We start from the raw sequence: 19895 nt of genomic DNA on the forward strand, positions 1-19895 counted from the left end.
AGACACAATGGTTAATGAGCAACGATTACTAGAAGAGTTTTTGGAATTGGTACAGATCAATTCTGAAACAAAATTTGAAAAGGAAATCTCCAAAGTCCTTACTAAAAAATTCACTGATCTTGGTGTCGAAGTATTCGAAGACGACGCTGAGTCCAAAACTGAACACGGCGCCGGCAACCTGATTTGTACGCTGAAAGGCAACAAAGGCGGGGTGGATCCAATTTATTTCACCTCCCATATGGATACCGTCGTTCCTGGCAATGGGGTAAAACCTTCGATTAAAGATGGGTATGTTGTAACCGATGGAACGACCATCCTTGGGGCGGACGACAAGGCAGGCCTCGCAGCGATGCTCGAAGCCGTTAAACTTTTAAAGGAACAAAATATTAAACACGGAGACATCCAGTTCATCATCACAGTTGGGGAAGAGTCAGGGCTTGTAGGAGCGAAAGAACTGGATCCTGCCCGCTTAACCGCAAAATTCGGTTTCGCGCTCGACAGTGACGGCAAAGTCGGTGACATTATTGTTGCAGCGCCGACACAAGCTAAACTGATGGTTGATATCTATGGAAAGACCGCGCATGCCGGTGTTGCTCCTGAAAAAGGTGTATCAGCCATCACAATCGCTGCAAAAGCCATTTCTAAAATGCCGCTCGGAAGAATTGATGAAGAAACCACGGCTAACATCGGAAGGTTTGAAGGGGGCACACAGACCAATATCGTTTGTGATCATGTGGCCATTTTGGCAGAAGCCCGTTCTCTCGTAACAGAGAAAATGGAAGCTCAGGTTGCTAAGATGAAAGAGGCATTTGAAGCAACGGCTTCTAAGTTCGGCGGACGTGCTGAAGTGAATGTGAAAGTCATGTACCCTGGATTTAAGTTTAGGGATGGAGACCATGTCGTTGAAGTGGCTAAGAAAGCTGCTGAAAGGATCGGACGTTCTCACCGCTTGCTGCAAAGCGGCGGCGGAAGTGATGCGAATGTGATTGCCGGTCATGGGATTCCAACTGTTAACCTTGCTGTAGGCTACGAGGAAATACACACTAAAAATGAAAAAATGCCGATCGAGGAACTGGTGAAAACAGCCGAGATCGTGGTTGCAGTCATTCAGGAAGTAGCAGGAGAGTAAAGCTAAGGGGCTGTCCAGAAAGTCATAAACTGACCTTCTGGCAGCTCCTTTTTTAAAAAAATTTGACTGTGGAAACATTACATGCAAAAAAATCTTCGATGACAAGTTGAGTGGAGTGGAAGGTGTTAGACTCCAGCGGGACGAGCGTGACAGATGAGACCCGCAGGCGCTTGCGCCTGGGGGTCAACGCACGCCCCGCGAAAGTAGGCGTTTACGCCGGTAAAAGCGAGTAGCCTAAAACGGAAATCAACCACTTCTAAGAGCAACAAAGATTACGAAAACAGCCTTTTGTTATGTCCCCCTCAGGTCAAGGTTGACATATATTGCTCAAATTAGTATATTTGGTTGTAGTTTAATCATGGAAAAAAATGTCTAAATAGGATGGGAAGCCGGAGGGATTGGATGAGTGAACTTGCGAACATGCATATGATGATGAATTATTTGCGGGGAGTGTACAAGGTTCTTGAAGATGAATGGCAAAAATCAGCGAAGTCATTGGGATTGACCCAAGCTGAACAGCATATTCTATGGATTGTATTCTTTGAACGAGAAGCGACGATTTCCCGCATAGCACACCTCGGATTATGGGATGTTTCGACAGTCATGCAGGTTATAAAACGCCTAAAAGATAAAGGCTTAATACAATTATTGAAAAAAGATCATGATCGGCGAATTTCGTACGTAACGCTTACGGAAGAAGGAGCAAAAAAACAGCAGATGTCCTCTGAAGGCAAATACTCAGTGTACAGTTATCTTCAGGCCTGGAGCAAGGATCATGGGAACCAGGAATTTCTGGTGCAGCTTGTAAACTTACATAGGGATATGAATGAGCATTTTCACGGAACAGAATACGTGGAATGGATTGAAAACACAGGCAGGCAGCTGCGGGATAAAGTGGAGACAAGGTGAATAAACCTTGTTTTTTTTTATGGTGTGAACCCCGTGATAGTGAACGGCTTTCGCTTTTCTTATGTTCTCCCATTTCATATAATGGGAAAGGAAAAGGATTGAAGGAGATGGAACAACATGGATAGGTCTGCCAATATAAAACGAAGATTTATCCTGCATGTCGACATGAACAGCTTTTATGCTTCTGTAGAAAGTATGATGGATCCCACTTTAAAGGGAAAGCCTCTTGCGATCGCCGGCAATCCCGAAGAGCGCCGCGGCATCATCGTAACCTGCAGCTATGAAGCACGTAAGTTTGGAGTGAAAACTACGATGCCTCTGTGGCAGGCAAAAAAACTTTGTCCATCTCTTATCGTCTTACGGCCGGATTTTCAAAAATACAGGACGATGTCTCAGAAGATGTTTCAGCTGCTTCGGGAATATACTGAGCTTGTAGAGCCTGTTTCAATCGATGAAGGATATCTTGATATTACGAGGATATCCATGAGCCCCATCGAAGCTGCCGAGGAAATTCAAAACAGGCTGTATCATGAACTGGGTCTTCCTTCCAGCATAGGGATTGCCCCGAATAAATTTCTTGCGAAGATGGCTTCAGATATGAAGAAACCTATGGGGATTACCGTCTTGCGAAAGCGGGAGATCCCGCAGATCCTCTGGCCGATGACCGTAGGTGAAATGCATGGGATCGGAAAGGCCACAGAAGAAAAACTAAAAAAATATAATATTCATACGATCGGTGACCTGGCACAGGAAGACGCGTACAGTTTAAAACACCGCTTCGGAAAAAACGGAGTGAGGATGTGGGAGCGTGCGAACGGGATCGATGACCGCCCAGTAGACCCGGAGCGCGCCTCAGAATTTCAATCCGTTGGCAACTCGACCACTCTGGCTGAAGACGTGAGTGATGAAACGGAGCTTAAACGCGTCTTTTCAGTTCTGGCTGATTCAGTTGAACGCCGGATGAAAGGGAAGAAAGTCGTCGGTCAAAATCTTCAGATCGTGATCCGGTATGGAGACAGGAAGACGGTTACGAGAAGCAAGACACTGGAGAATCCCTTTCATGATAAGAGTGAAATCCTGGAACATGCCTGGTCCTTGTTTACAAAACACTGGAACGGTGAACCTGTACGGCTGCTCGGCATTACGGCCGCGGATGTTATCCCTAAAGAAAAAGCCTATAAACAGATGGACTTGTTTACTTTTGAACAGGAAAAAAAACGGGATGATGTAAATCGATTGATCAGCGATATTCAAAAAAAGTTTGGTGATCATTCCATTATTCGAGGCAAACTAACAGATGATCCATCATAGCTATAGGTTGTAGACAGCTTTTTATCGAGCCAAAGGCCGGGTGATTATAATTGAAGAAAAGTATCCATCTGCCATACGTGCTTGGATTTTTGTTGCTTTTTATTTTCTTTTTTCTGCTTGCAGCCGTCTATGGGGAGGCTGGCGTAAAGAGACTGGATCAGACGGTGATTGATGCAGTAACGGCATATCAGCCCCACGAGCTGACTCGAGCTTTTATAGTGATCACAAACAGTGCAGCAAGGACCAATGAATTTATAGTGCTTGCCGTGTTCTCTGCTTTTTCTATTTTATGGAGGAGGAGCTGGCTTGAACCGGTAATCCTGGGGATTTGTTTGTTTGTCATCCGTTACGGTAACGCTTTTCTTAAAGGAGTCTATGAAAGAAAGAGGCCATCCCTCCATCGCCTAGTTGATATCGGAGGATATAGTTTTCCGAGCGGACACGCCATGATCTCCATCGGTTTTTTTTGGATTGTTATTCTACCTGCTTGTGAGACAGGCTAAGCATAGTTGGGTGCGGCATCTTATAACCGCTGGGGGATGTGTTTATATCGTGCTTGTCGGATTAAGCAGAGTCTATCTTGGTGTGCACTATCCGAGTGATGTGCTGGCAGGATTTCTTGCGGGAGGAAGCTTGCTCCTTTTTTTCGTTGTCACTTATCACCTCATGATTTCTATTTTAAAGCATGAAAGGAATAGCTGATATGGAACTTCATTTTCTGGGAACAGGAGCCGGAATGCCTTCAAAGGAACGGAATGTTTCTTCGGTTGCCCTTAAATTCCTGCAGACGGGAGGAGAAATCTGGCTCTTTGACTGCGGAGAAGCTACACAGCATCAAATCCTGCACACTTCTCTCAAACCGCGTAAGATCAATAAAATTTTCATTACTCATCTGCACGGTGACCATCTATTCGGTCTGCCGGGCCTGCTGGGAAGCCGCTCCTTCCAAAATGGTGAAGAGAGTCCGGTATCCATATACGGACCAAAGGGAATAAAGGCCTTCATCGACACCTCTTTGAACATAAGCCAGACGCATCTTACCTATCCGATTCAAGTGATAGAAATAGATGAAGGGCTGATCTGTGAAGAGGAAGGCCGCCGGGTATACGCCAAGCAACTTGAGCATGTGATCCCTTGTTTCGGTTTTCGCGTAGAAGAGCAGGCACAGCCCGGAAAGCTGGAAGCCGGCTTGTTAAAAAAGATGGGCCTTCCGCCCGGTCCTTTATATCAGCAATTGAAAGAAGGCAGGGATATTACTCTGGAGGACGGAACGGTGCTCAAGAGCAGTGATTTTGTTTCCCCTCCTGTTCCTGGCCGGATTGTCGCTATCCTTGGCGATACTAAATACTGCGAGAATGCGGTGGAGCTGGGAAGAGATGCTGAGGTACTTATTCATGAGGCTACTGTTCTTCACGAACTGGCTGAAAAGGCAGCGGAATTCGGCCATTCTTCAGCCAGATCGGCTGCAGTTACCGCCAGACAGGCGAATGCAGCTGCCTTGATCTTGAACCATATCAGTTCCAGATATCATAAAGAGGAGAAGACTCTTCTTTTAAAAGAGGCACGGGAAGTCTTTCCGAATACGCAGATTGCCGATGACTTCAGTGTCTTTCCAATTGAAAAGCTCAACAAAAAATGAGCGGGCAGCCGCTCATTTTTTTTTTAACTTATTATACATTTCAAGGATTAAGCTTTTTTGTTCAGTAGTTTCTCCATTTCTAACAGCCAACGCAACATCGGGTACATCTGTGATGATGGCATCCACCCGCCAATTCATTAAATAATGCAGCCATTTTTCTTGATTGACCGTATAAGGCCTGACCCGTATCCCATGCTCATGAAGGCTTTGCAGTATCACGGGATGAAGGCTCTTAAATTGAGGATGCACACTCAGCGAACCCATGCTTCTTGCATAGTTCCATGGCTCGTAGATGGCCGAAGAGTAGAGGGGGGCAATGTCAATGTAAGAGTCCATGCTCCTTAATTTCACAAGGCTGTAATGGTTAAAAGATGAATAGATCGTTTTTTCTTTCATTCCATAAGCATTTACGAGATCGTATACTTTTTTCTCTAAATCTTCATACATCACTTTGTTATTCTTCAATTCTATATTGAGAAGCAGCGGCTTGGTACAGATCCATTGCAGGAACTCTTCTAGTGTGAGGATCCGTTCATTTTGAAAGGTGGGAGAAAACCAGCTTCCCGCGTCCAGCTGTTTAATTTCAGCGAGCGTGAAATTTTTTACATATCCTTTTCCGTTGGTTGTCCGTTTGACCGTATCATCGTGAATGATGACAGGAACACCGTCGCTTGTTAAATGGACATCAATTTCAAGTCCGTCTGCGCCCATTTCATAAGCCCGAGTGTAGGAGGCCATTGTATTTTCGGGGCATACCTTGCTTGCGCCCCGGTGTCCAAAGATTTTTGTCATAGCGGGAAAAACTCCTTTCCTCTTTATATTTTACCTTAACATAAGCAGGTCAAACGTTCTAAATCCAAGAAAAAAACAAGCCCATTTCCTTTCAGGGGCTTGTTTAGGTGGCTCGCGCCGATGTGCGTTCGATGCTCACATCATTTTTTACGATCCATTTTATAAAATCTTTTTCCTTTTTTGTCAGTGGCCGTGTAAGAAACTGCTCAAACTCTTTAAACAACAGATTGTACCGCTTGAATTCTTCTTGATCAAGCATCTTATACCTCCCGTTGCTGCTCTATAGTCGTTTTATTATAAAATAAAATAACAGAATTGTCAAACTATTCCTTTGGGAGAGGGCGGGGTGTACATGCTCCCGAGCTCTTCAGAGCGCTGTGCGGCACGCTTGACGCATGATTCAATCGCTTCTTTTACTTTAAAATGGTCCAGCATTTGAATTCCGGCTTCGGTGGTTCCACCCGGACTGGTTACCTTTTGCCGAAGCAGCCGGGGATGTTCGCCGCTCATTTTCAGCATATGGGCAGCACCCAACAGAGTCTGCGCGATCAAATCCCTTGCCTCAGTTTCACTGAGATTGAGCGAGGAGGCTGCCTGTTGCAACGCTTCTACTAAATAATAAACATAAGCGGGACCGCTTCCTGCCAACCCGGTTACGGCGTGCAGGCTTTCTTCTTTCAAGCAGGTGGTCGTTCCGATGCAATTAAAAAGCTCTTCGGCCTGTTTTACATGTTGCTTTTCAGCATACTTTCCAGCGGCGAGGCCGGTTGCAGAATAACCGATCGCAGCAGATGTGTTCGGCATCGCCCGTATGACAGGGGCATCCGTATGAAGCAGAGTGGAGATGTGATCTGTTGATATCCCCGCAAGTACGGAAATGACAAGGTGCTGTTTATGGATAGCGTCCCTGATCGAGTGCAGGGCGTCTTCAGCATCTTTCGGCTTCATAGCAAGGATGATGATTTCTGCCTCACTCACTGCATCTGCGGCTGAGGCGGAAATTTTTATCTCATACTTCCTTTGCAGTTCAAGAAGCCTTTTTGTGTTCATTCTGTTTGTGGCAATGATCTGTTCAGGTGAGGCCAGCTTGTTGGCGATCAATCCTGAAATCATTGCTTCTGCCATGGCACCTGCTCCGATAAACGCGATTTTTTTATTCACGGCAATCCCTCCAACTTAGGTTAACGTAAAAACGCACTCCTCGATCCTTGGAAAAGGACGGAGGAGTGCGGTCCGCGGTACCACCTTAATTGGCTTGGTAAAAAGCCCAGCTTATCGCCTGTATCGAAGGCATACGATCAGGTTCAATCCCTGATGGCTCGGGGGATAGGTTCATTCATTTCGCACTGCTGGAATCTTTCAGCCGGTGGATTCCATTCTCTTTCAGCCGTTTAATGAATTACTGGTCCCTTTCAGCGCCGTGTTCAGCGTTCAGTTATTACAAAACATTATGCAATGAGTCTGTACAGTATGTCAAGTTTATAAAAAAGATAATTTTGAATATTTACTTTTTTTATAGTGCTGATCTTTTGCTATACTGTTTGATATATATATGCATGAGAAGAGGTCAGGTGAAAATGTTGAACCAGAATATTATAACCATCGCGCTTCCGACACCGTTTCCGGTAGGGGATGTCAATGTCTATCTCATACGGGGAGAAAAGCTTACCCTTGTTGACTGCGGACCAAAAACGCCTGAGGCATGGAGCATCTTTCGGGAGAAACTGGCGGAGAACGGGCTGGAAGAAAACGATATTGAACAGGTGATCTTTACCCATTTTCACCCGGACCATGTCGGACTTTATTCATACTTTACGAGCCCGGTGCCTGTTGTGCTCGCAAGTTTAGAAGAAATACCCTATCTCAGCCAGCAGCAAGAGTTTTTTGTACATAGAAATCAATTTTATGAGGGGTTTTACAAAAAAATGGGAATGCCGGAAGAAGCCGTCCGGTTTGAACATAGGAAATTAAAGAAGTATCTTGAGTTTTCTGCTGTGGTCCATGCTTCCCCGGCGTTGTATGAAGGAGAAGAAGTGCCAGGGCTGCCAGAGTGGAGAATCATGAAAACACCGGGCCATTCTCCAGATCATCTTTCTCTGTTTCATCAAGAGAGCGGTATTATGATTGGAGGGGACTTTTTGCTGCAGCGTATTTCTTCCAACGCACTCATCGAGCCTCCCCCTCTCACGAAAAGAGACCGGCCTAAACCGCTGCTGCAATACCGGGATTCACTAAAGACAGCAGCCGAACTCCCTATAACCGTCATCCTGCCGGGGCATGGACTTCCGATCTCCAACAGTTCTGAGTTGATCGAAGAAAGGCTTGCACAGCAGAACAACCGGGCGGATGTCCTATGGGAGATGCTCGCCGGATATAAGACGGCTTATGAATTAAGCAAGCTTTTATTCCCGAGGATCTATCAAAAGGAACCTGGGCTTACTCTCTCCGAAACCGTGGGGCATCTTGATCTGCTTGAAGAGGAGGGAAGGATTCAAACGGAGGACATAAAGGGTATTATTTACTACAAGCGGGCAGAAGGAGCGTAAGATATGAAGGAACTAAAAGGAAAAACGGTGGTTATCACAGGGGCTTCCGGAGGGCTTGGAGCCCGGATCGCGTTTGATGCGGCAAGCCTTGGTGCTAAGCCGGTGCTGATCGCCAGAAGTCTGGACAAACTAGTGAACGTAAAAAAAGATCTAAAAGAACATTTTGAGGTGGAAGCGCTGATCTATTCGCTGGACGTTAGCAACGCAGAAGAGGTGAAAGCGGTTTTCGCAGAGATCACTCGTACGGTTTCTGTCGATGTTCTGATCAACAACGCTGGATTTGGAATATTCGACTACTTCATTGATGCGGACCTAAATGATCTTTCCTGCATGCTTCAGACCAACGTGGTCGGCCTGATGGCTTGTACACAGGCAGTGCTGCCGCAAATGCTGGAACGGCGTTCTGGCCATATTATCAATATTGCGTCACAGGCAGGAAAGATATCCACTCCGAAGTCGACCGGATATGCCGCTTCTAAACACGCTGTTCTTGGCTTCTCAAACGGATTGCGGATGGAGCTCGCAGACAGTGGAATATGGGTAACAGCCGTCAACCCGGGGCCGATTGAAACGAACTTTTTTTCCATCGCAGACAAATCGGGTTCCTATGAGAAAAACATCAAGAAGTGGATGCTGTCCCCAGAGTATGTTTCTAGAAAAATCATTTCGGCGATCGGCCGTCCTGTCCGTGAGATCAATCTGCCTCTTTGGATGAATGCAGGCAGTACGCTTTATCAGCTTTTTCCCAGGCTTGTAGAAAAGCTTGGCGGAAATGCATTTAATCAAAAATAGACAATAATTATATTATGTAAACAAAAAGATGCGCTGATATACGCATCTTTTTTCTTTTCCTAAACCTTCACCAAAAGGAAGAAAGTCTTAATTTGATAGGTCTAAAGAACCTATTGTGGTTTGTCTGGGGAGAGAACGGGTATAAGTAACTTACAGGTTATAGACCGCAACAACAGAAAGAGGGGTAGCAGTTATGAATAAAAAAGTTTTATTTATATCAGACCATGGAGACCCGCTGGCAAAACTGGGCGGAAAGCAAGCTGGAGGACAGAATAATTATGTGTACCATTTGGCGCTTGCCATGGAAAATAGGGGATGGGATGTTGATGTCATAACCCACTGGTGTGATAAAGATGCTCCGCAGATGGAGGCGTTTGGAAAACGCTCTAGAGTTATCCGTATCCAAGCCGGTATCAAAGGCTTTGTATCCAAAAATGAAATGTTTCAAATATTACCCGCCTTTTTTAAAGAAATCGAGGAACTTGTTCCTGTTGAACAATATGATATAATTCATACTCATTACTGGCTGTCAGGAATATTAGGCCGCCAGCTTCGCAGAAAGTACAATATACCGTTTGTCCATACTTCACATTCCCTTGGAGCAGCTAAAGAACGGGCCACAGGAGAAAGGGATGAGCGCAGGTTCCAGTATGAACGAACCATTCTCCGTTCCGCTAACCGCGTGATCGCCACGACCAACAGCGAGAAGAGCCTGATCCATGAGTTTACTAAACAGCCTGCACCTGTTGATGTCATTCCGATCGGTGTATCTCCAACTTTTTATCCTTTAAACCAAAAACCCGCGATAAAACAAAAATTGGACGTTCACGGCCCCCTCGTGTTTTATGCCGGCCGTCTGGAAGAAACCAAGGGTGTTGAAACCCTCCTTAAAGCATTCAGATACTTGATTCAATGGGGTGACGTCCCGTCAAGCACAAGACTGATTCTTGCTGGAGGACAGAAAGAAGAAATCGGTGATGACCAGCTTCCGATTCAGGAAAAACAGCGTTCTTGGGTGAAAGGAATTGAGCGTTATGTTCAGTTTGTAGGGCCGAAAAGCCAGGAGGAGCTGGCGGAATACTTTAACGCTGCCAACGTTGCTGTCGTGCCTTCCTATTATGAATCGTTCGGAATGGTGGCTGCAGAGGCACAGGCATGCGGATGTCCAGTGATTGCCTCACGTGTCGGCGGGCTTCAAAATGTGGTCGTTGAAGGAGAAACAGGGCTGCTCGTCAACCCAAAAGACGCTCAGGACCTGGCGCTCACCCTGGAAATTATTTTAAACAATGACATCATTGCGCAAAGGCTCGGCAAACAGGCATCCTCTCTTGCAGAACGCGATTACCGCTGGCCGAATGTGGCAGCGAGGGTAGAGCAGGTGTACGAGGAGGTTCTGTCAGGTGAAACGAGAAAACGTTACACATCTTTTAGCTACTGATCTAGACGGAACCTTAGTGGGAGAGAAGGAACTGACTTCTTTGCTGTTTGATTATTATAAAGAACGTCCCTACAATGTGCAGCTCGTTTATGTTACAGGAAGACACTATGCTTCTACTATGGAGCTGATCAAAGAGGAAGAGCTTCCGATGCCTTCCATCCTCATTTCGGATGTTGGTACGGAAATGTATGACTTGAATGATCCAGAGCTTCATGAGCGCTGGAAAAAAACATTGGAAGAAAAGTGGAATCCCGCTGATATTTCTCGCATCGTTCAATCCTGCAGCGGATTAACGCCTCAATCGATTCCATCCGTGCATCGGCTTTCCTATTTTGCAGAAAGCGATGAGGCGGTTGAGGAAGTGAAACAAAAGCTGAGCGGCAGTTCGGTGCCGCACAAGCTGATTTTCAGTTCCGGAAGAGATGTAGACATTCTTCCGCCAAATGCAGGGAAGGGAGAGGCGCTATCCTTTCTGCTTCGGGAAAAAGGCTGGGAGAAAGCAAATGTATTAGTTGCCGGCGATTCCGGCAATGACCGTGATATGATTACACTTGGATATCCGGCTGTCGTTGTCGGAAACTGCCAAAAGGAATTAAAACAGCTGCCAGACCACCCTATGATTTTCCGTGCGCAAAAGCATTGTGCAGGCGGAATTCATGAAGCGTGGGAGCATTTCTTTGAAAAAACTCCAGTTAAAAATAGCATATAAAGCAAGCAAACCCCTTATAAGCCCTCGCTTATCGGGGGTTTGCTTATTCTTTTGTAATAAAGCTGTATACGACATCTTGAACCGTCAAATAAGGATCTTCTGCCTCTTCGGTTTGAAGTTCTTTTTTTATTCGTTCCTGCAGGAGAGCATAATCCTTTTCAGTATAAGGGATGGCCTCTTTCTCGTAAAAATAATCCAGCAAAGCCTTTTCCAGCCATTTGCGCAGCAGCTGATTTTCCATTCTGCACTTCCTTTCATTTCCCAACAATGTAGCCTTACGAATGCCTGCCGGTCAATGGATTTTTTAAGCCGGAAAGCCCCCTGAAAAAATTTCCATTGAGAAGAGAACATATATTCGGTTAAGATGGGTATACATAATAAATGAGAACTAATGTTTGCTTTTAGAGGGGTGAAGGAAGTTGATCGATTATTCTATGATTCAAAATCGTTCAATTATGTGCATGGACATGAAAAGTTTTTATGCCAGCTGTGCGGCTGTGCGCTTAGGGCTGGACCCGCTGACCTGTTACCTTGCTGTAGTAGGGAATACAGAGAGGCAGGGAAGTGTGGTCCTGGCTGCTTCTCCTTGTCTGAAAAGAGATTTTGGAATAAGAACCGGAAGCCGGCTGTTTGAGATTCCGAAAGACAGCCGTATTCACATCGTGGATGCCCAAATGGCTTTTTTTCTACAGCGTTCCATGGAGATTACGCGCCTGCTCAATCGGTTTGTTCCAAAAGAGGCCCTTCATACTTACAGTGTGGATGAAAGTTTTATTCAGGCAGACGGGACAGAACGCCTGTGGGGAGGGCCGGTGCAGCTGGCCCAGGCCATCCGGATTGCCATAAAAGAAGAGTTCGGTCTGCCTTGCGCCATCGGAATCGGGCCGAACATGCTGATGTCTAAGCTCTGTCTGGATTTGGATGCGAAGAAGAAAGGCGTGGAAGAATGGACGTATGAGGACATTCCGGAGAAGCTATGGAAACTTTCTCCCTTGAGCAAGATGTGGGGCATCGGTTCCCGTGTGGAACGGACGCTTAATCTGATGGGCATTACAACCGTAGGCGATCTTGCCCATTATCCGCTGGAGCTCTTGGAAAAAAAATTCGGTGTGATGGGAAATCAGCTTTATTATCATGCGTGGGGAGTGGATCTCTCGGAGGTGGGGGCTCCCATCATGCAAGGCCAGATCAGCTATGGAAAAAGCCAGATCCTCCTTCGTGATTATACCGATCCGAAAGAGGTTCAGCATGTTATTTTAGAAATGTGCGAAGAAGTGGCAAGGCGGGCCAGAACAGCGAAAAAAGCAGGAAGAACGGTCAGTCTGGGAATCGGCTACAGCAAAGAAGAATGGGGCGGGGGTTTTTACCGTTCAAAGACCGTAGCTGAACCGACTAACATTACAATGGAGATCTACCAGGTGTGCCTGGAACTCTTTCATACCTTTTATGAAGGAAAGACGGTCCGTAAAATCACCATTGCTCTATCCAATGTATGTGAAGATAACGAAACGCAGCTCAGCATCTTTACACTTGAGCATCCTAAAAAGCGAAAGCTTGGATACGTGATGGACGATATCCGCAGGAAATACGGCTCCAATGCTCTTCTCCGGGCCGTTTCCTATACGAGCGGAGGAACGGCTCTGCACCGCAGCACCCTTTTAGGCGGGCATAAAGCGTAAAACCAGAATGGAGGGTCTCTAATGATCAAAGACCGCGGAAGCATCAAATGGACGGCAATGATGCTGCCTGAGCACGTAAAGCAGTTAAGGGACTGGGAGCGGGAAGAGGCGTGGCTTGAGAACACTGAGCTTGATGAACAGCAGTTGGAGGAAATGAACCAGCAGATCTTTTTTGCGATGGAAGAGGCAAGGAAAGTAGCCGTCCTTTGCCGTAAACCCCTTGGTGAAAAAGCAATACTGGGCCTCATCCATTACTATGACCCTCATCGCCGTCTGCTCAGAATAATGAATGATGAAGGAAAGAAACAGGATGTTTCTCTCGATGCCATCATAGGGATAGAGATGGATGTTTAAAGACAAATAAAAAAAGGGGCTGTCCTGAAAGTCGAAAATTGACCTTCAGGCAGCTCCTTTAACGTGAAAAATCTTCAATGAAAAGTTGATTGGAGTGCAAGGTGCGAGACTCCTCGAAAATGAACTTCACATTTTCTTCGTGCGATAAAAAGCTGCCGGAGTCTTCCTTGTCCTGCGGGACGAGCGTGACAGGTGAGATTCCCGCAGGCGCTAGCGCCAAAAAGTAGGCGTTCACGCCGGTAAGGCTCACCGCACGCCCCGCGAAAGTAGGAGCACGCGCCGGTAAAAGCGAGCAGCCTGGAGCGGAGATCAATAGCTACCAGACTTCTTGGAAAGCCCCTTATTCGGCCTCAGCAAACAGATCAGAGGCCAATAATTTTCTCTGCAGGGAGTCAAGATTCGCTTCGCTTGAAATTTCGATTTCTTGCCCTGGCTGTATGGATAATGCGATAAGGCCGAGCAGGCTTTTTCCGTCGGCTGTCTTATCTCCTTTTTTAACATACACGGCTTCTTCATAACTTCCAGTGAACTGGACGAATTGGCTTGCGTTTCCGGCATAGATGGGTTTTTTCGCAATAATTCTCAAGTTAATCTCTCTCCCTGCATATCCTTTTTATACAGCTTATGAAGGGTGAATTGAGAAATGTCATAAAATTTATTTTAAATTAAAGTGACTTCTATCGGAAAATAAAGGAAAATATAGAAAGTAAGATGTGTGGAGAGGAGCAGTAAAGAGTGATTCGCAATAAAAAAAGAATAATGAACTATTTAATTATATTAAGTTTGGCAGGCTGCCTTTTATATATCAACCATCGGTATTTAAATTTAACGCCGGAGCGGTTTAGAGGCTGGATTCTGTCGTGGGGAGTTTGGGCTCCAATCGTTTATATCGCTTTATATGCCTTCCGGCCGTTTGTGCTGTTTCCGTCATCCGTGTTTGCAGTGACAAGCGGCTTGGCCTTCGGGTTATATTGGGGGTGTCTGTATACATACCTGGGATCCTTGTCAGGCGGACTCATGACGTTTTTAGCAGTGAAATGGATCGGCAAAAAAAGCGTAAAAAAGGAATGGAAGGGAAATTATCAGAAGATCCAGGAGGGCATCAAGCAGCGTGGATTTATTTATGTACTGATCCTCCGCCTCCTGCCGATATTGAATTATGATCTTGTGAGCTACTTGACGGCCGCGGCAAACGTCAAGTTTAAAGATTACGCGGCAGCCACGGCCATCGGAATCATACCGGGCACATTGGCATACACGTACATAGGAGCTTCAGTGGCGAATACAGGAATGAAGGAAATTTTAATTTCATCCATCATCATCATTACTTTGATTATTCTTCCGGTTGTAACAAGGAAGAGATGGCAAAAAAAACTGGGCCTCTAGCCTCTCTCATGGAAAAAGAAGCGCTGAATGGCATTAGCGCTTCTTTTTTATGCTTATGTAGTCGCTTTGGAAGGGAGAAGCTGCTGAAGAAGCTGCTGGATGGCCGAATCAGCATCGGCCCCCTCGGTGATCAGCAGAAAAGATTCACCTTTTCGGAGCATCATGAAAAACGTAACAAGGCATGTTAGTTTTTTCGCGTGCAGGGTGACTCCGTTTTTACATAAAAAGACGTTGGACTGAAACGATCTGGATATTTTTACGAAATCCGTAACCTTTTGAATGGTGAATTTAGAAGCGTCACTGGTAATGGAGATGGTTTTTGAACAAATCTTTTTCATATATAGGATCCTCCTGAAATGGATTGTAATAGTTATCTACAGCGTATCTACCCTGTAATAAACCGTTTCAAACCAGGTGAGATTGAAAACATCAGGAAAGGGAATAGTGAGGGGGAGAAAGAAGGAGGAGGATGCACGGATGTTTGAAATGATCTTTCATTTTTTAAAAGAGTTGGGAGCGGTCGGGCTATTTATCGGGACCGCCCTGGAGGCTTCCTCGATTCCTTTTCCCGGTGCGCTGGTCATTCTGATCTACGGATTTCTGCTGAAGCCAAACCTGGTCGAGAGCTTGCTTCTGGCATTGGCAGTAAGTGCAGTATACACCATATTCAGCTATGTACCTTATATGATAGGTTATAAGCTTGAAAGCAAGATGAAAGAGAAGTTCAACGAGAAGAAAGTAGAGAAAACGAAGAAAGTGTTTAAAAAATACGGAGAGTGGAGCATTGCTCTTTCCCGTCCTTTGGGAATCGGAAATTATGTTTCCTACGCAGCAGGGATGAGCAAGGTCAATCGGTGGAAATTCGGCGGGCTGACCTTTATCGGCATCTTTCCTTTAGCAGTTGCCATGCTGTTTTTAGGCAGGCTGGGGGAAGTCAAGACCGTTAATCATGTGCTGCAGGCTTCACAGTCCTATATTCTTGCAGGGGCAGGAGTCCTGCTGGTTGGTTTTTTACTGTATAAATTCGTTTATAAGAAAAGGACGGCAAGCTAAAATAAGAGACAAATCAAAAAAGCGGAAATCTCGAAGGTTTCCGCTTTTTGATTTTTGAGATCTTCTGTAGCTTTTGCTCTCTTTTCGCCTTATTATTGATATGTGTATTTTCACATATGTTCATCAAGCATTTTCCCTTAAAAATTGTGTAGAATATGTTAAAATGACAAACAGATACGGAAAGAAGGAATGAAGAGGATGGCGTTGAGATATGCGCTGCTTGGATTGTTGGCCAAGAGCGAGGCAATCGGATATGAACTGAATCAGCAGTTTAAAGAAACGATGATCCACTTCTGGACAGCCCATCATACCCAGATTTATCGAGAACTTGTAAAGATGGAGGAAGAGGAGCTTGTAACCTCGCAAGTGATTCATCAGGTGGACTATCCGGATAAGAAGGTATATCAAATCGGACCAAAAGGCTGTGAGAGGCTGCTGAAATGGCTGCTGAGCAAGGAAATCTCACAGCCGAAACTAAAGGATGACCTGTTATTGCGTGTTTCATTGTTTCATCTTATACCTCCAGATACGGCTGTTGCTTTTTTAGAACGGGCCAAGGAACAGCATTCTTTCGGACTGGGATTGATGAAAGACTGGAAGGACAGCCATTTTCCCGAAGACAGCTTTCAGCAGGAGGATCTAGGCGAATATTTAACATCGGAATTCGGGAGAAGATACCTGCAAAACTGGATTGAATGGTGCGACTGGGCCATTCAGGTCATACAAACCATGAACAGCAAGGAGAAGTGAATATGAAACTGGAATGGACGGAAAGGGCGATCGAAAAGATAAAGAGTAAGATGCAGGAAGGAGACAGCGTACTGCTAAAGTATGATACGGAAGGGTGCGGCTGTGTTGTCAGCGGGGTGTCCGCACTCTGGATTGTGGATGAAGAACCAAGGGGCACGGTCCAGCTTGAAACGAACTTCCTGCCCGTTTATATGGAGAAAACCAAAATGGTATTCTTTGATGAGCAGATGACGATCGATTTTAAAAAGGAACACCATACGTTTCAGCTAAAAAGCCCGAACCAGATGCTCAATCCGCATCTTAGGCTCGAAAATAAAATAAAAACAGGAAAAGACGCATAATAGGGCATCTTTTTTTAAATCCAGTGTTTCAATACTGAAAAAAGACGCCTAAAAGGGCGTCTTTCCTATTTTTTAGTGCATCAATGATGATGAAAGACGCCTAAAAGGGCGTCTTTTCCTGTTTTGAAAGAAGGTATTGCCTGCTTTGAAGGCTGCGGGAAACAAAAGGAGAGATAAACTCCACAGCCTCAAGGAGAAGATCGAGCTGGATGCCGGTCGAGATACCCATACGATTCAGCATGTAAACAGTATCTTCTGTTGCCACATTTCCTGTTGCTCCCGGAGCAAACGGACAGCCGCCAAGCCCCCCTGCGGACGTGTCGAAGCGGTCCACACCTGCCTGAAGGGCAGAAAAGATATTAGCCAGGGCCATGCCGCGTGTGTCATGAAAATGGGCAGCGATGAGCAGGGCAGAAGGAAGATGATGCTTAAGCAGGGCAAACAAGTCATAAACTTCCTGAGGATTAGCAAGCCCGATCGTATCGGCGACGGAGAGCTCATCTACTCCCAGATCTGAAAATTCCTCACATAGTTTCAGGACAGCCTGTTCGTCCATTTTTCCTTCATACGGACAATAAAAAGCCGTCGAAATACATGCCCGCACAAAAAAGCCCTTCCGTTTCAGGTCTCTGATGAGCGGAGCAAGCTCATCCATGCTCTCTCTCGTGCTTTTATTAATATTTTTCCGGTTGAACGTATCACTCACACCGACAAAAAAAGCTGCGTTCTTACATCCGGAAGAAAGCAGGCGCTCTACTCCTTTTCCGTTCGGAACGAGCACGATATTTCGAGTGCTGTCATCGGTGCAATGCTCGATCACTTGTTCAGCATCCCCCATCTGCGGCACCCATTTGGGAGAGACGAACGAGGTAAGCTCCATTTCTTGAATTCCCGAAGATTTCAGTTTATGAATAAAACGGATCTTGTCTTCCGCCGGCACGAGCTGCTTTTCGTTTTGCAGTCCGTCGCGCGGTCCAACTTCAATGATGGTGACTCTTTGGGGTAGTTCCATAGCTCCTCCTAGTCATTGCGTTATGTATGAAATCTTTCCTTTATTTTACGTTTTACCTCCTTAAGTTGCAATACGGAGCATGGAATTATGGTATGATAATAAGGAATATTCAGAAAAAAATACGGGAGTGAGAAGAAATTATGGCACTACAAGATGCAGTGATTGTAAGCGCTGTCAGAACACCGATCGGCAGCTTCCTGGGAAGTTTGAAGGATATCCCCGCCACAGAGCTGGGAGCCATTGTAATTAAAGAAGCACTGTCGCGGGCAGGCGTTTCAGCGGATGAAGTGAGTGAAGTGATCATGGGGAATGTTCTTCAGGCAGGATTGGGCCAGAACCCGGCGCGCCAGGCGGCCATGAAAGCGGGACTGCCGCAGAGGGTTTCAAGTATGACGATCAACAAGGTATGCGGTTCCGGACTGAAGGCTCTTCATTTAGCCAGCCAGGCGGTCACGCTCGGAGAAGCGGAAGTGGTCGTATGCGGCGGAATGGAAAATATGAGTGCGGCGCCATATCTTTTGAACGATGCAAGAAACGGATTGCGCATGGGAGACGGCAAGCTGGTTGATTCCATGGTTCATGACGGATTATGGTGTGCCTTTAATGATTACCATATGGGGATTACGGCTGAGAATCTCTGTGACGCCTATGGCTTGAACCGCCAGGAGATGGATCAGTTTGCAGCAGACAGCCAGCAGAAATGTGAAAGAGCCATGGAGGATGGCAAATTTTCGGATGAGATCGTAACGGTTGAGATTCCGCAAAGAAAAGGAGATCCACTGCTGTTCTCAGAGGATGAATATCCGAAGAAAGGGACGACAGCCGAAAAGCTAGGAAAGCTGAGACCGGCATTTAAAAAGGACGGCACAGTAACAGCGGGAAATGCTTCAGGCATAAATGACGGCGCAGCTGCTCTTGTTGTTGTATCCAGAAAAAAAGCAGAAGAACTTGGCCTGACGCCTCTCGCAAGAATTGTAGCCAATGCAAGTGCAGGTGTTGATCCAAGCATAATGGGAATCGGCCCGGTAGATGCCACGAAAAAAGTGCTCGAAAAGTCAGGGATAACGCTTGAAGATATCGATTTGATCGAAGCGAACGAAGCGTTTGCGGCACAGTCGCTTGCTGTAGGAAAAGAGCTTCAGTTCTCAGATGAAAAATTGAATGTCAACGGAGGCGCAATCGCCCTTGGCCATCCGATCGGAGCAAGCGGCGCGAGAATCCTTGTGACCCTTCTGCACGAGATGAGAAGAAGAGAGAACCGGTACGGGCTTGCTACCCTTTGCATCGGCGGCGGCCAGGGAGTAGCTACAATCGTAGAAAATGAAAAGTGGCAATAAGGGGGGAGCAGAATGAAATCTATAGAAACCAGTGCACTGCATGCGATTGAAGAGATTAAGGACGGATCAACGCTGATGGTCGGCGGATTCGGTCTCGTTGGAATTCCTGAAAAATTGATTCTGGCGCTCGTTGAAAAGGGGACGAAGGATTTAACCGTCATCTCCAATAACTGCGGCGTGGATGATTGGGGGCTTGGCTTGCTCCTGAAGAACAAGCAGATTAGAAAAATGGTAGGTTCCTATGTGGGAGAAAACAAGGAGTTTGAGAGACAGGTGCTCTCCGGCGAGATTGAAGTCGAGCTGATTCCGCAAGGGACGCTTGCTGAACGGATCCGCGCGGGCGGTGCAGGCATTCCCGCCTTTTACACACCAGCCGGAGTCGGTACACCGATCGCAGAAGGCAAAGAAGTCCGCACATTCAATGGGAAAGAGTACCTTTTAGAAAAAGGGCTGACCGCTGACTACAGCCTGATCCGTGCGGCGCATGGAGACAAGGCAGGAAACTTGATCTACAACAAAACAGCAAGAAATTTTAACCCTATGATCGCAGCGGCAGGCAAAGTAACCATTGCAGAAGTGGAAGAGCTGCATGAAATAGGAGAATTGGACGCAGACGGTATTCATACACCGGGAATTTACGTACAGAAGATAATCGTCGCACAGCAGGAAAAGCGCATCGAACGACTGACCGTTCAATCATAAGCAGAGAAAGCGGGGA

General features: G+C 46.1%; 26 protein-coding genes. 18 read left to right on the forward strand and 8 right to left on the reverse strand.

Annotation, left to right across the window (positions count from 1 at the left end; genetic code table 11):
- Positions 1–7 precede the first annotated feature (7 nt).
- From OKX00_RS09920 to rnz, 6 genes are all read left to right on the forward strand, one after another.
- Positions 8–1129 carry a tripeptidase T gene (locus OKX00_RS09920; RefSeq protein ID WP_265410259.1) on the forward strand — a complete coding sequence of 374 codons (1122 nt, stop codon included), beginning with the start codon at positions 8–10 and terminating at the stop codon, positions 1127–1129.
- A gap of 402 nt (positions 1130–1531) precedes the next feature.
- Positions 1532–2038 carry a winged helix DNA-binding protein gene (locus OKX00_RS09925; protein ID WP_265410260.1) on the forward strand — a complete coding sequence of 169 codons (507 nt, stop codon included), beginning with the start codon at positions 1532–1534 and terminating at the stop codon, positions 2036–2038.
- 117 nt (positions 2039–2155) lie between these two features.
- Entirely contained in the window at positions 2156–3349 is a 1194-nt protein-coding gene (locus OKX00_RS09930) for a DNA polymerase IV (RefSeq protein ID WP_265410261.1), read from the forward strand.
- Between the two features lie 50 nt (positions 3350–3399).
- Entirely contained in the window at positions 3400–3852 is a 453-nt protein-coding gene (locus OKX00_RS09935; RefSeq protein WP_265410262.1) for a phosphatase PAP2 family protein, read from the forward strand.
- 10 nt (positions 3853–3862) lie between these two features.
- Complete coding sequence (locus OKX00_RS23345; protein ID WP_416054318.1) at positions 3863–4051, forward strand: phosphatase PAP2 family protein; 189 nt, start codon at positions 3863–3865, stop codon at positions 4049–4051.
- Position 4052: 1 nt separating this feature from the next.
- A complete protein-coding gene (rnz, locus tag OKX00_RS09940) occupies positions 4053–4988 on the forward strand; it encodes a ribonuclease Z (RefSeq protein WP_265410263.1) in 936 nt (311 codons plus the stop codon).
- Between the two features lie 12 nt (positions 4989–5000).
- Here the strand turns inward: rnz and OKX00_RS09945 are convergent, their stop codons facing one another.
- From OKX00_RS09945 to proC, 3 genes are all read right to left on the reverse strand, one after another.
- Entirely contained in the window at positions 5001–5780 is a 780-nt protein-coding gene (locus OKX00_RS09945) for a glycerophosphodiester phosphodiesterase (protein ID WP_265410264.1), read from the reverse strand.
- A gap of 103 nt (positions 5781–5883) precedes the next feature.
- Positions 5884–6039, reverse strand: a complete 156-nt coding sequence (locus OKX00_RS09950; protein WP_156316367.1) for a hypothetical protein — start codon at positions 6037–6039, stop codon at positions 5884–5886.
- A 59-nt stretch (positions 6040–6098) separates the two neighbouring features.
- Complete coding sequence (proC, locus tag OKX00_RS09955) at positions 6099–6905, reverse strand: pyrroline-5-carboxylate reductase (protein ID WP_416054331.1); 807 nt, start codon at positions 6903–6905, stop codon at positions 6099–6101.
- A 452-nt stretch (positions 6906–7357) separates the two neighbouring features.
- Here proC and OKX00_RS09960 point away from each other — a divergent pair, with 452 nt between their 5' ends.
- The 4 genes from OKX00_RS09960 to OKX00_RS09975 all read left to right on the forward strand — a co-directional run bounded on the left by OKX00_RS09960 (position 7358) and on the right by OKX00_RS09975 (position 11265).
- Positions 7358–8326 carry an MBL fold metallo-hydrolase gene (locus tag OKX00_RS09960; RefSeq protein WP_265410265.1) on the forward strand — a complete coding sequence of 323 codons (969 nt, stop codon included), beginning with the start codon at positions 7358–7360 and terminating at the stop codon, positions 8324–8326.
- A 3-nt stretch (positions 8327–8329) separates the two neighbouring features.
- The gene (locus tag OKX00_RS09965; protein ID WP_265410266.1) at positions 8330–9118 is read left to right on the forward strand and encodes an SDR family NAD(P)-dependent oxidoreductase; all 789 of its coding nucleotides are present in this window, start codon (positions 8330–8332) and stop codon (positions 9116–9118) included.
- A gap of 193 nt (positions 9119–9311) precedes the next feature.
- A complete protein-coding gene (locus OKX00_RS09970) occupies positions 9312–10556 on the forward strand; it encodes a glycosyltransferase (protein WP_265410267.1) in 1245 nt (414 codons plus the stop codon).
- A complete protein-coding gene (locus tag OKX00_RS09975; RefSeq protein ID WP_053357965.1) occupies positions 10519–11265 on the forward strand; it encodes an HAD-IIB family hydrolase in 747 nt (248 codons plus the stop codon). The genes OKX00_RS09970 and OKX00_RS09975 overlap by 38 nt, the downstream gene beginning before the upstream one ends.
- Positions 11266–11308: 43 nt before the next feature.
- Here the strand turns inward: OKX00_RS09975 and OKX00_RS09980 are convergent, their stop codons facing one another.
- Positions 11309–11506 (reverse strand): YqzH family protein, encoded by a 198-nt coding sequence (locus OKX00_RS09980; protein WP_062235177.1) that lies wholly within the window; start codon positions 11504–11506, stop codon positions 11309–11311.
- 178 nt (positions 11507–11684) lie between these two features.
- On the opposite strand from OKX00_RS09980, the gene OKX00_RS09985 reads away from it, so the two are divergent.
- Both OKX00_RS09985 and OKX00_RS09990 read left to right on the forward strand, forming a co-directional pair.
- Complete coding sequence (locus OKX00_RS09985) at positions 11685–12944, forward strand: Y-family DNA polymerase (RefSeq protein ID WP_265410268.1); 1260 nt, start codon at positions 11685–11687, stop codon at positions 12942–12944.
- A 21-nt stretch (positions 12945–12965) separates the two neighbouring features.
- Entirely contained in the window at positions 12966–13298 is a 333-nt protein-coding gene (locus OKX00_RS09990) for a YolD-like family protein (RefSeq protein WP_053357968.1), read from the forward strand.
- A 58-nt stretch (positions 13299–13356) separates the two neighbouring features.
- Here OKX00_RS09990 and OKX00_RS09995 read toward each other — a convergent pair whose 3' ends face one another.
- The gene (locus OKX00_RS09995; protein ID WP_265410269.1) at positions 13357–13611 is read right to left on the reverse strand and encodes a hypothetical protein; all 255 of its coding nucleotides are present in this window, start codon (positions 13609–13611) and stop codon (positions 13357–13359) included.
- A 27-nt stretch (positions 13612–13638) separates the two neighbouring features.
- Entirely contained in the window at positions 13639–13884 is a 246-nt protein-coding gene (locus tag OKX00_RS10000) for an HPr family phosphocarrier protein (RefSeq protein ID WP_053357969.1), read from the reverse strand.
- Positions 13885–14033: 149 nt separating this feature from the next.
- Here OKX00_RS10000 and OKX00_RS10005 point away from each other — a divergent pair, with 149 nt between their 5' ends.
- Positions 14034–14684 (forward strand): TVP38/TMEM64 family protein, encoded by a 651-nt coding sequence (locus OKX00_RS10005; protein WP_053357970.1) that lies wholly within the window; start codon positions 14034–14036, stop codon positions 14682–14684.
- Positions 14685–14737: 53 nt separating this feature from the next.
- On the opposite strand, the gene OKX00_RS10010 is transcribed toward OKX00_RS10005, so the two are convergent.
- Complete coding sequence (locus tag OKX00_RS10010; RefSeq protein WP_265410270.1) at positions 14738–15022, reverse strand: HPr family phosphocarrier protein; 285 nt, start codon at positions 15020–15022, stop codon at positions 14738–14740.
- A 139-nt stretch (positions 15023–15161) separates the two neighbouring features.
- Between OKX00_RS10010 and OKX00_RS10015 the strand changes: the two genes are divergently transcribed.
- From OKX00_RS10015 to OKX00_RS10025, 3 genes are all read left to right on the forward strand, one after another.
- Positions 15162–15737: a DedA family protein gene (locus tag OKX00_RS10015; RefSeq protein WP_062235186.1), complete on the forward strand. Its 576-nt coding sequence runs from the start codon at positions 15162–15164 to the stop codon at positions 15735–15737.
- A 198-nt stretch (positions 15738–15935) separates the two neighbouring features.
- A complete protein-coding gene (locus OKX00_RS10020) occupies positions 15936–16487 on the forward strand; it encodes a PadR family transcriptional regulator (protein WP_265410271.1) in 552 nt (183 codons plus the stop codon).
- Between the two features lie 2 nt (positions 16488–16489).
- Positions 16490–16828: an iron-sulfur cluster biosynthesis family protein gene (locus OKX00_RS10025; RefSeq protein WP_265410272.1), complete on the forward strand. Its 339-nt coding sequence runs from the start codon at positions 16490–16492 to the stop codon at positions 16826–16828.
- Positions 16829–16928: 100 nt separating this feature from the next.
- Here OKX00_RS10025 and OKX00_RS10030 read toward each other — a convergent pair whose 3' ends face one another.
- Complete coding sequence (locus tag OKX00_RS10030; protein WP_265410273.1) at positions 16929–17840, reverse strand: hydroxymethylglutaryl-CoA lyase; 912 nt, start codon at positions 17838–17840, stop codon at positions 16929–16931.
- Between the two features lie 140 nt (positions 17841–17980).
- Here OKX00_RS10030 and OKX00_RS10035 point away from each other — a divergent pair, with 140 nt between their 5' ends.
- The gene (locus OKX00_RS10035) at positions 17981–19177 is read left to right on the forward strand and encodes an acetyl-CoA C-acetyltransferase (protein WP_265410274.1); all 1197 of its coding nucleotides are present in this window, start codon (positions 17981–17983) and stop codon (positions 19175–19177) included.
- A 12-nt stretch (positions 19178–19189) separates the two neighbouring features.
- A complete protein-coding gene (locus OKX00_RS10040; protein ID WP_265410275.1) occupies positions 19190–19879 on the forward strand; it encodes a CoA transferase subunit A in 690 nt (229 codons plus the stop codon).
- Positions 19880–19895: the final 16 nt, after the last annotated feature.

Source organism: Fictibacillus sp. KU28468 (genome assembly GCF_026153615.1).
Lineage (GTDB): Bacteria > Bacillota > Bacilli > Bacillales > Fictibacillaceae > Fictibacillus_C > Fictibacillus_C marinisediminis.

Excerpts from the sequence above, each read along its gene's own strand:
- OKX00_RS09960 (WP_265410265.1), top strand. The coding sequence starts at position 7,358 with ATGTTGAACCAGAATATTATAACCATCGCGCTTCCGACACCGTTTCCG.
- OKX00_RS10010 (WP_265410270.1), bottom strand. The coding sequence starts at position 15,022 with ATGAAAAAGATTTGTTCAAAAACCATCTCCATTACCAGTGACGCTTCT.
- OKX00_RS09945 (WP_265410264.1), bottom strand. The coding sequence starts at position 5,780 with ATGACAAAAATCTTTGGACACCGGGGCGCAAGCAAGGTATGCCCCGAA.
- rnz (WP_265410263.1), top strand. The coding sequence starts at position 4,053 with ATGGAACTTCATTTTCTGGGAACAGGAGCCGGAATGCCTTCAAAGGAA.
- OKX00_RS10025 (WP_265410272.1), top strand. The coding sequence starts at position 16,490 with ATGAAACTGGAATGGACGGAAAGGGCGATCGAAAAGATAAAGAGTAAG.
- OKX00_RS09970 (WP_265410267.1), top strand. The coding sequence starts at position 9,312 with ATGAATAAAAAAGTTTTATTTATATCAGACCATGGAGACCCGCTGGCA.
- OKX00_RS09990 (WP_053357968.1), top strand. The coding sequence starts at position 12,966 with ATGATCAAAGACCGCGGAAGCATCAAATGGACGGCAATGATGCTGCCT.
- proC (WP_416054331.1), bottom strand. The coding sequence starts at position 6,905 with ATGGCAGAAGCAATGATTTCAGGATTGATCGCCAACAAGCTGGCCTCA.
- OKX00_RS10035 (WP_265410274.1), top strand. The coding sequence starts at position 17,981 with ATGGCACTACAAGATGCAGTGATTGTAAGCGCTGTCAGAACACCGATC.
- OKX00_RS10030 (WP_265410273.1), bottom strand. The coding sequence starts at position 17,840 with ATGGAACTACCCCAAAGAGTCACCATCATTGAAGTTGGACCGCGCGAC.
- OKX00_RS09965 (WP_265410266.1), top strand. The coding sequence starts at position 8,330 with ATGAAGGAACTAAAAGGAAAAACGGTGGTTATCACAGGGGCTTCCGGA.
- OKX00_RS09950 (WP_156316367.1), bottom strand. The coding sequence starts at position 6,039 with ATGCTTGATCAAGAAGAATTCAAGCGGTACAATCTGTTGTTTAAAGAG.
- OKX00_RS09930 (WP_265410261.1), top strand. The coding sequence starts at position 2,156 with ATGGATAGGTCTGCCAATATAAAACGAAGATTTATCCTGCATGTCGAC.
- OKX00_RS10040 (WP_265410275.1), top strand. The coding sequence starts at position 19,190 with ATGAAATCTATAGAAACCAGTGCACTGCATGCGATTGAAGAGATTAAG.
- OKX00_RS09920 (WP_265410259.1), top strand. The coding sequence starts at position 8 with ATGGTTAATGAGCAACGATTACTAGAAGAGTTTTTGGAATTGGTACAG.
- OKX00_RS09925 (WP_265410260.1), top strand. The coding sequence starts at position 1,532 with ATGAGTGAACTTGCGAACATGCATATGATGATGAATTATTTGCGGGGA.
- OKX00_RS10020 (WP_265410271.1), top strand. The coding sequence starts at position 15,936 with ATGGCGTTGAGATATGCGCTGCTTGGATTGTTGGCCAAGAGCGAGGCA.
- OKX00_RS09980 (WP_062235177.1), bottom strand. The coding sequence starts at position 11,506 with ATGGAAAATCAGCTGCTGCGCAAATGGCTGGAAAAGGCTTTGCTGGAT.
- OKX00_RS10015 (WP_062235186.1), top strand. The coding sequence starts at position 15,162 with ATGTTTGAAATGATCTTTCATTTTTTAAAAGAGTTGGGAGCGGTCGGG.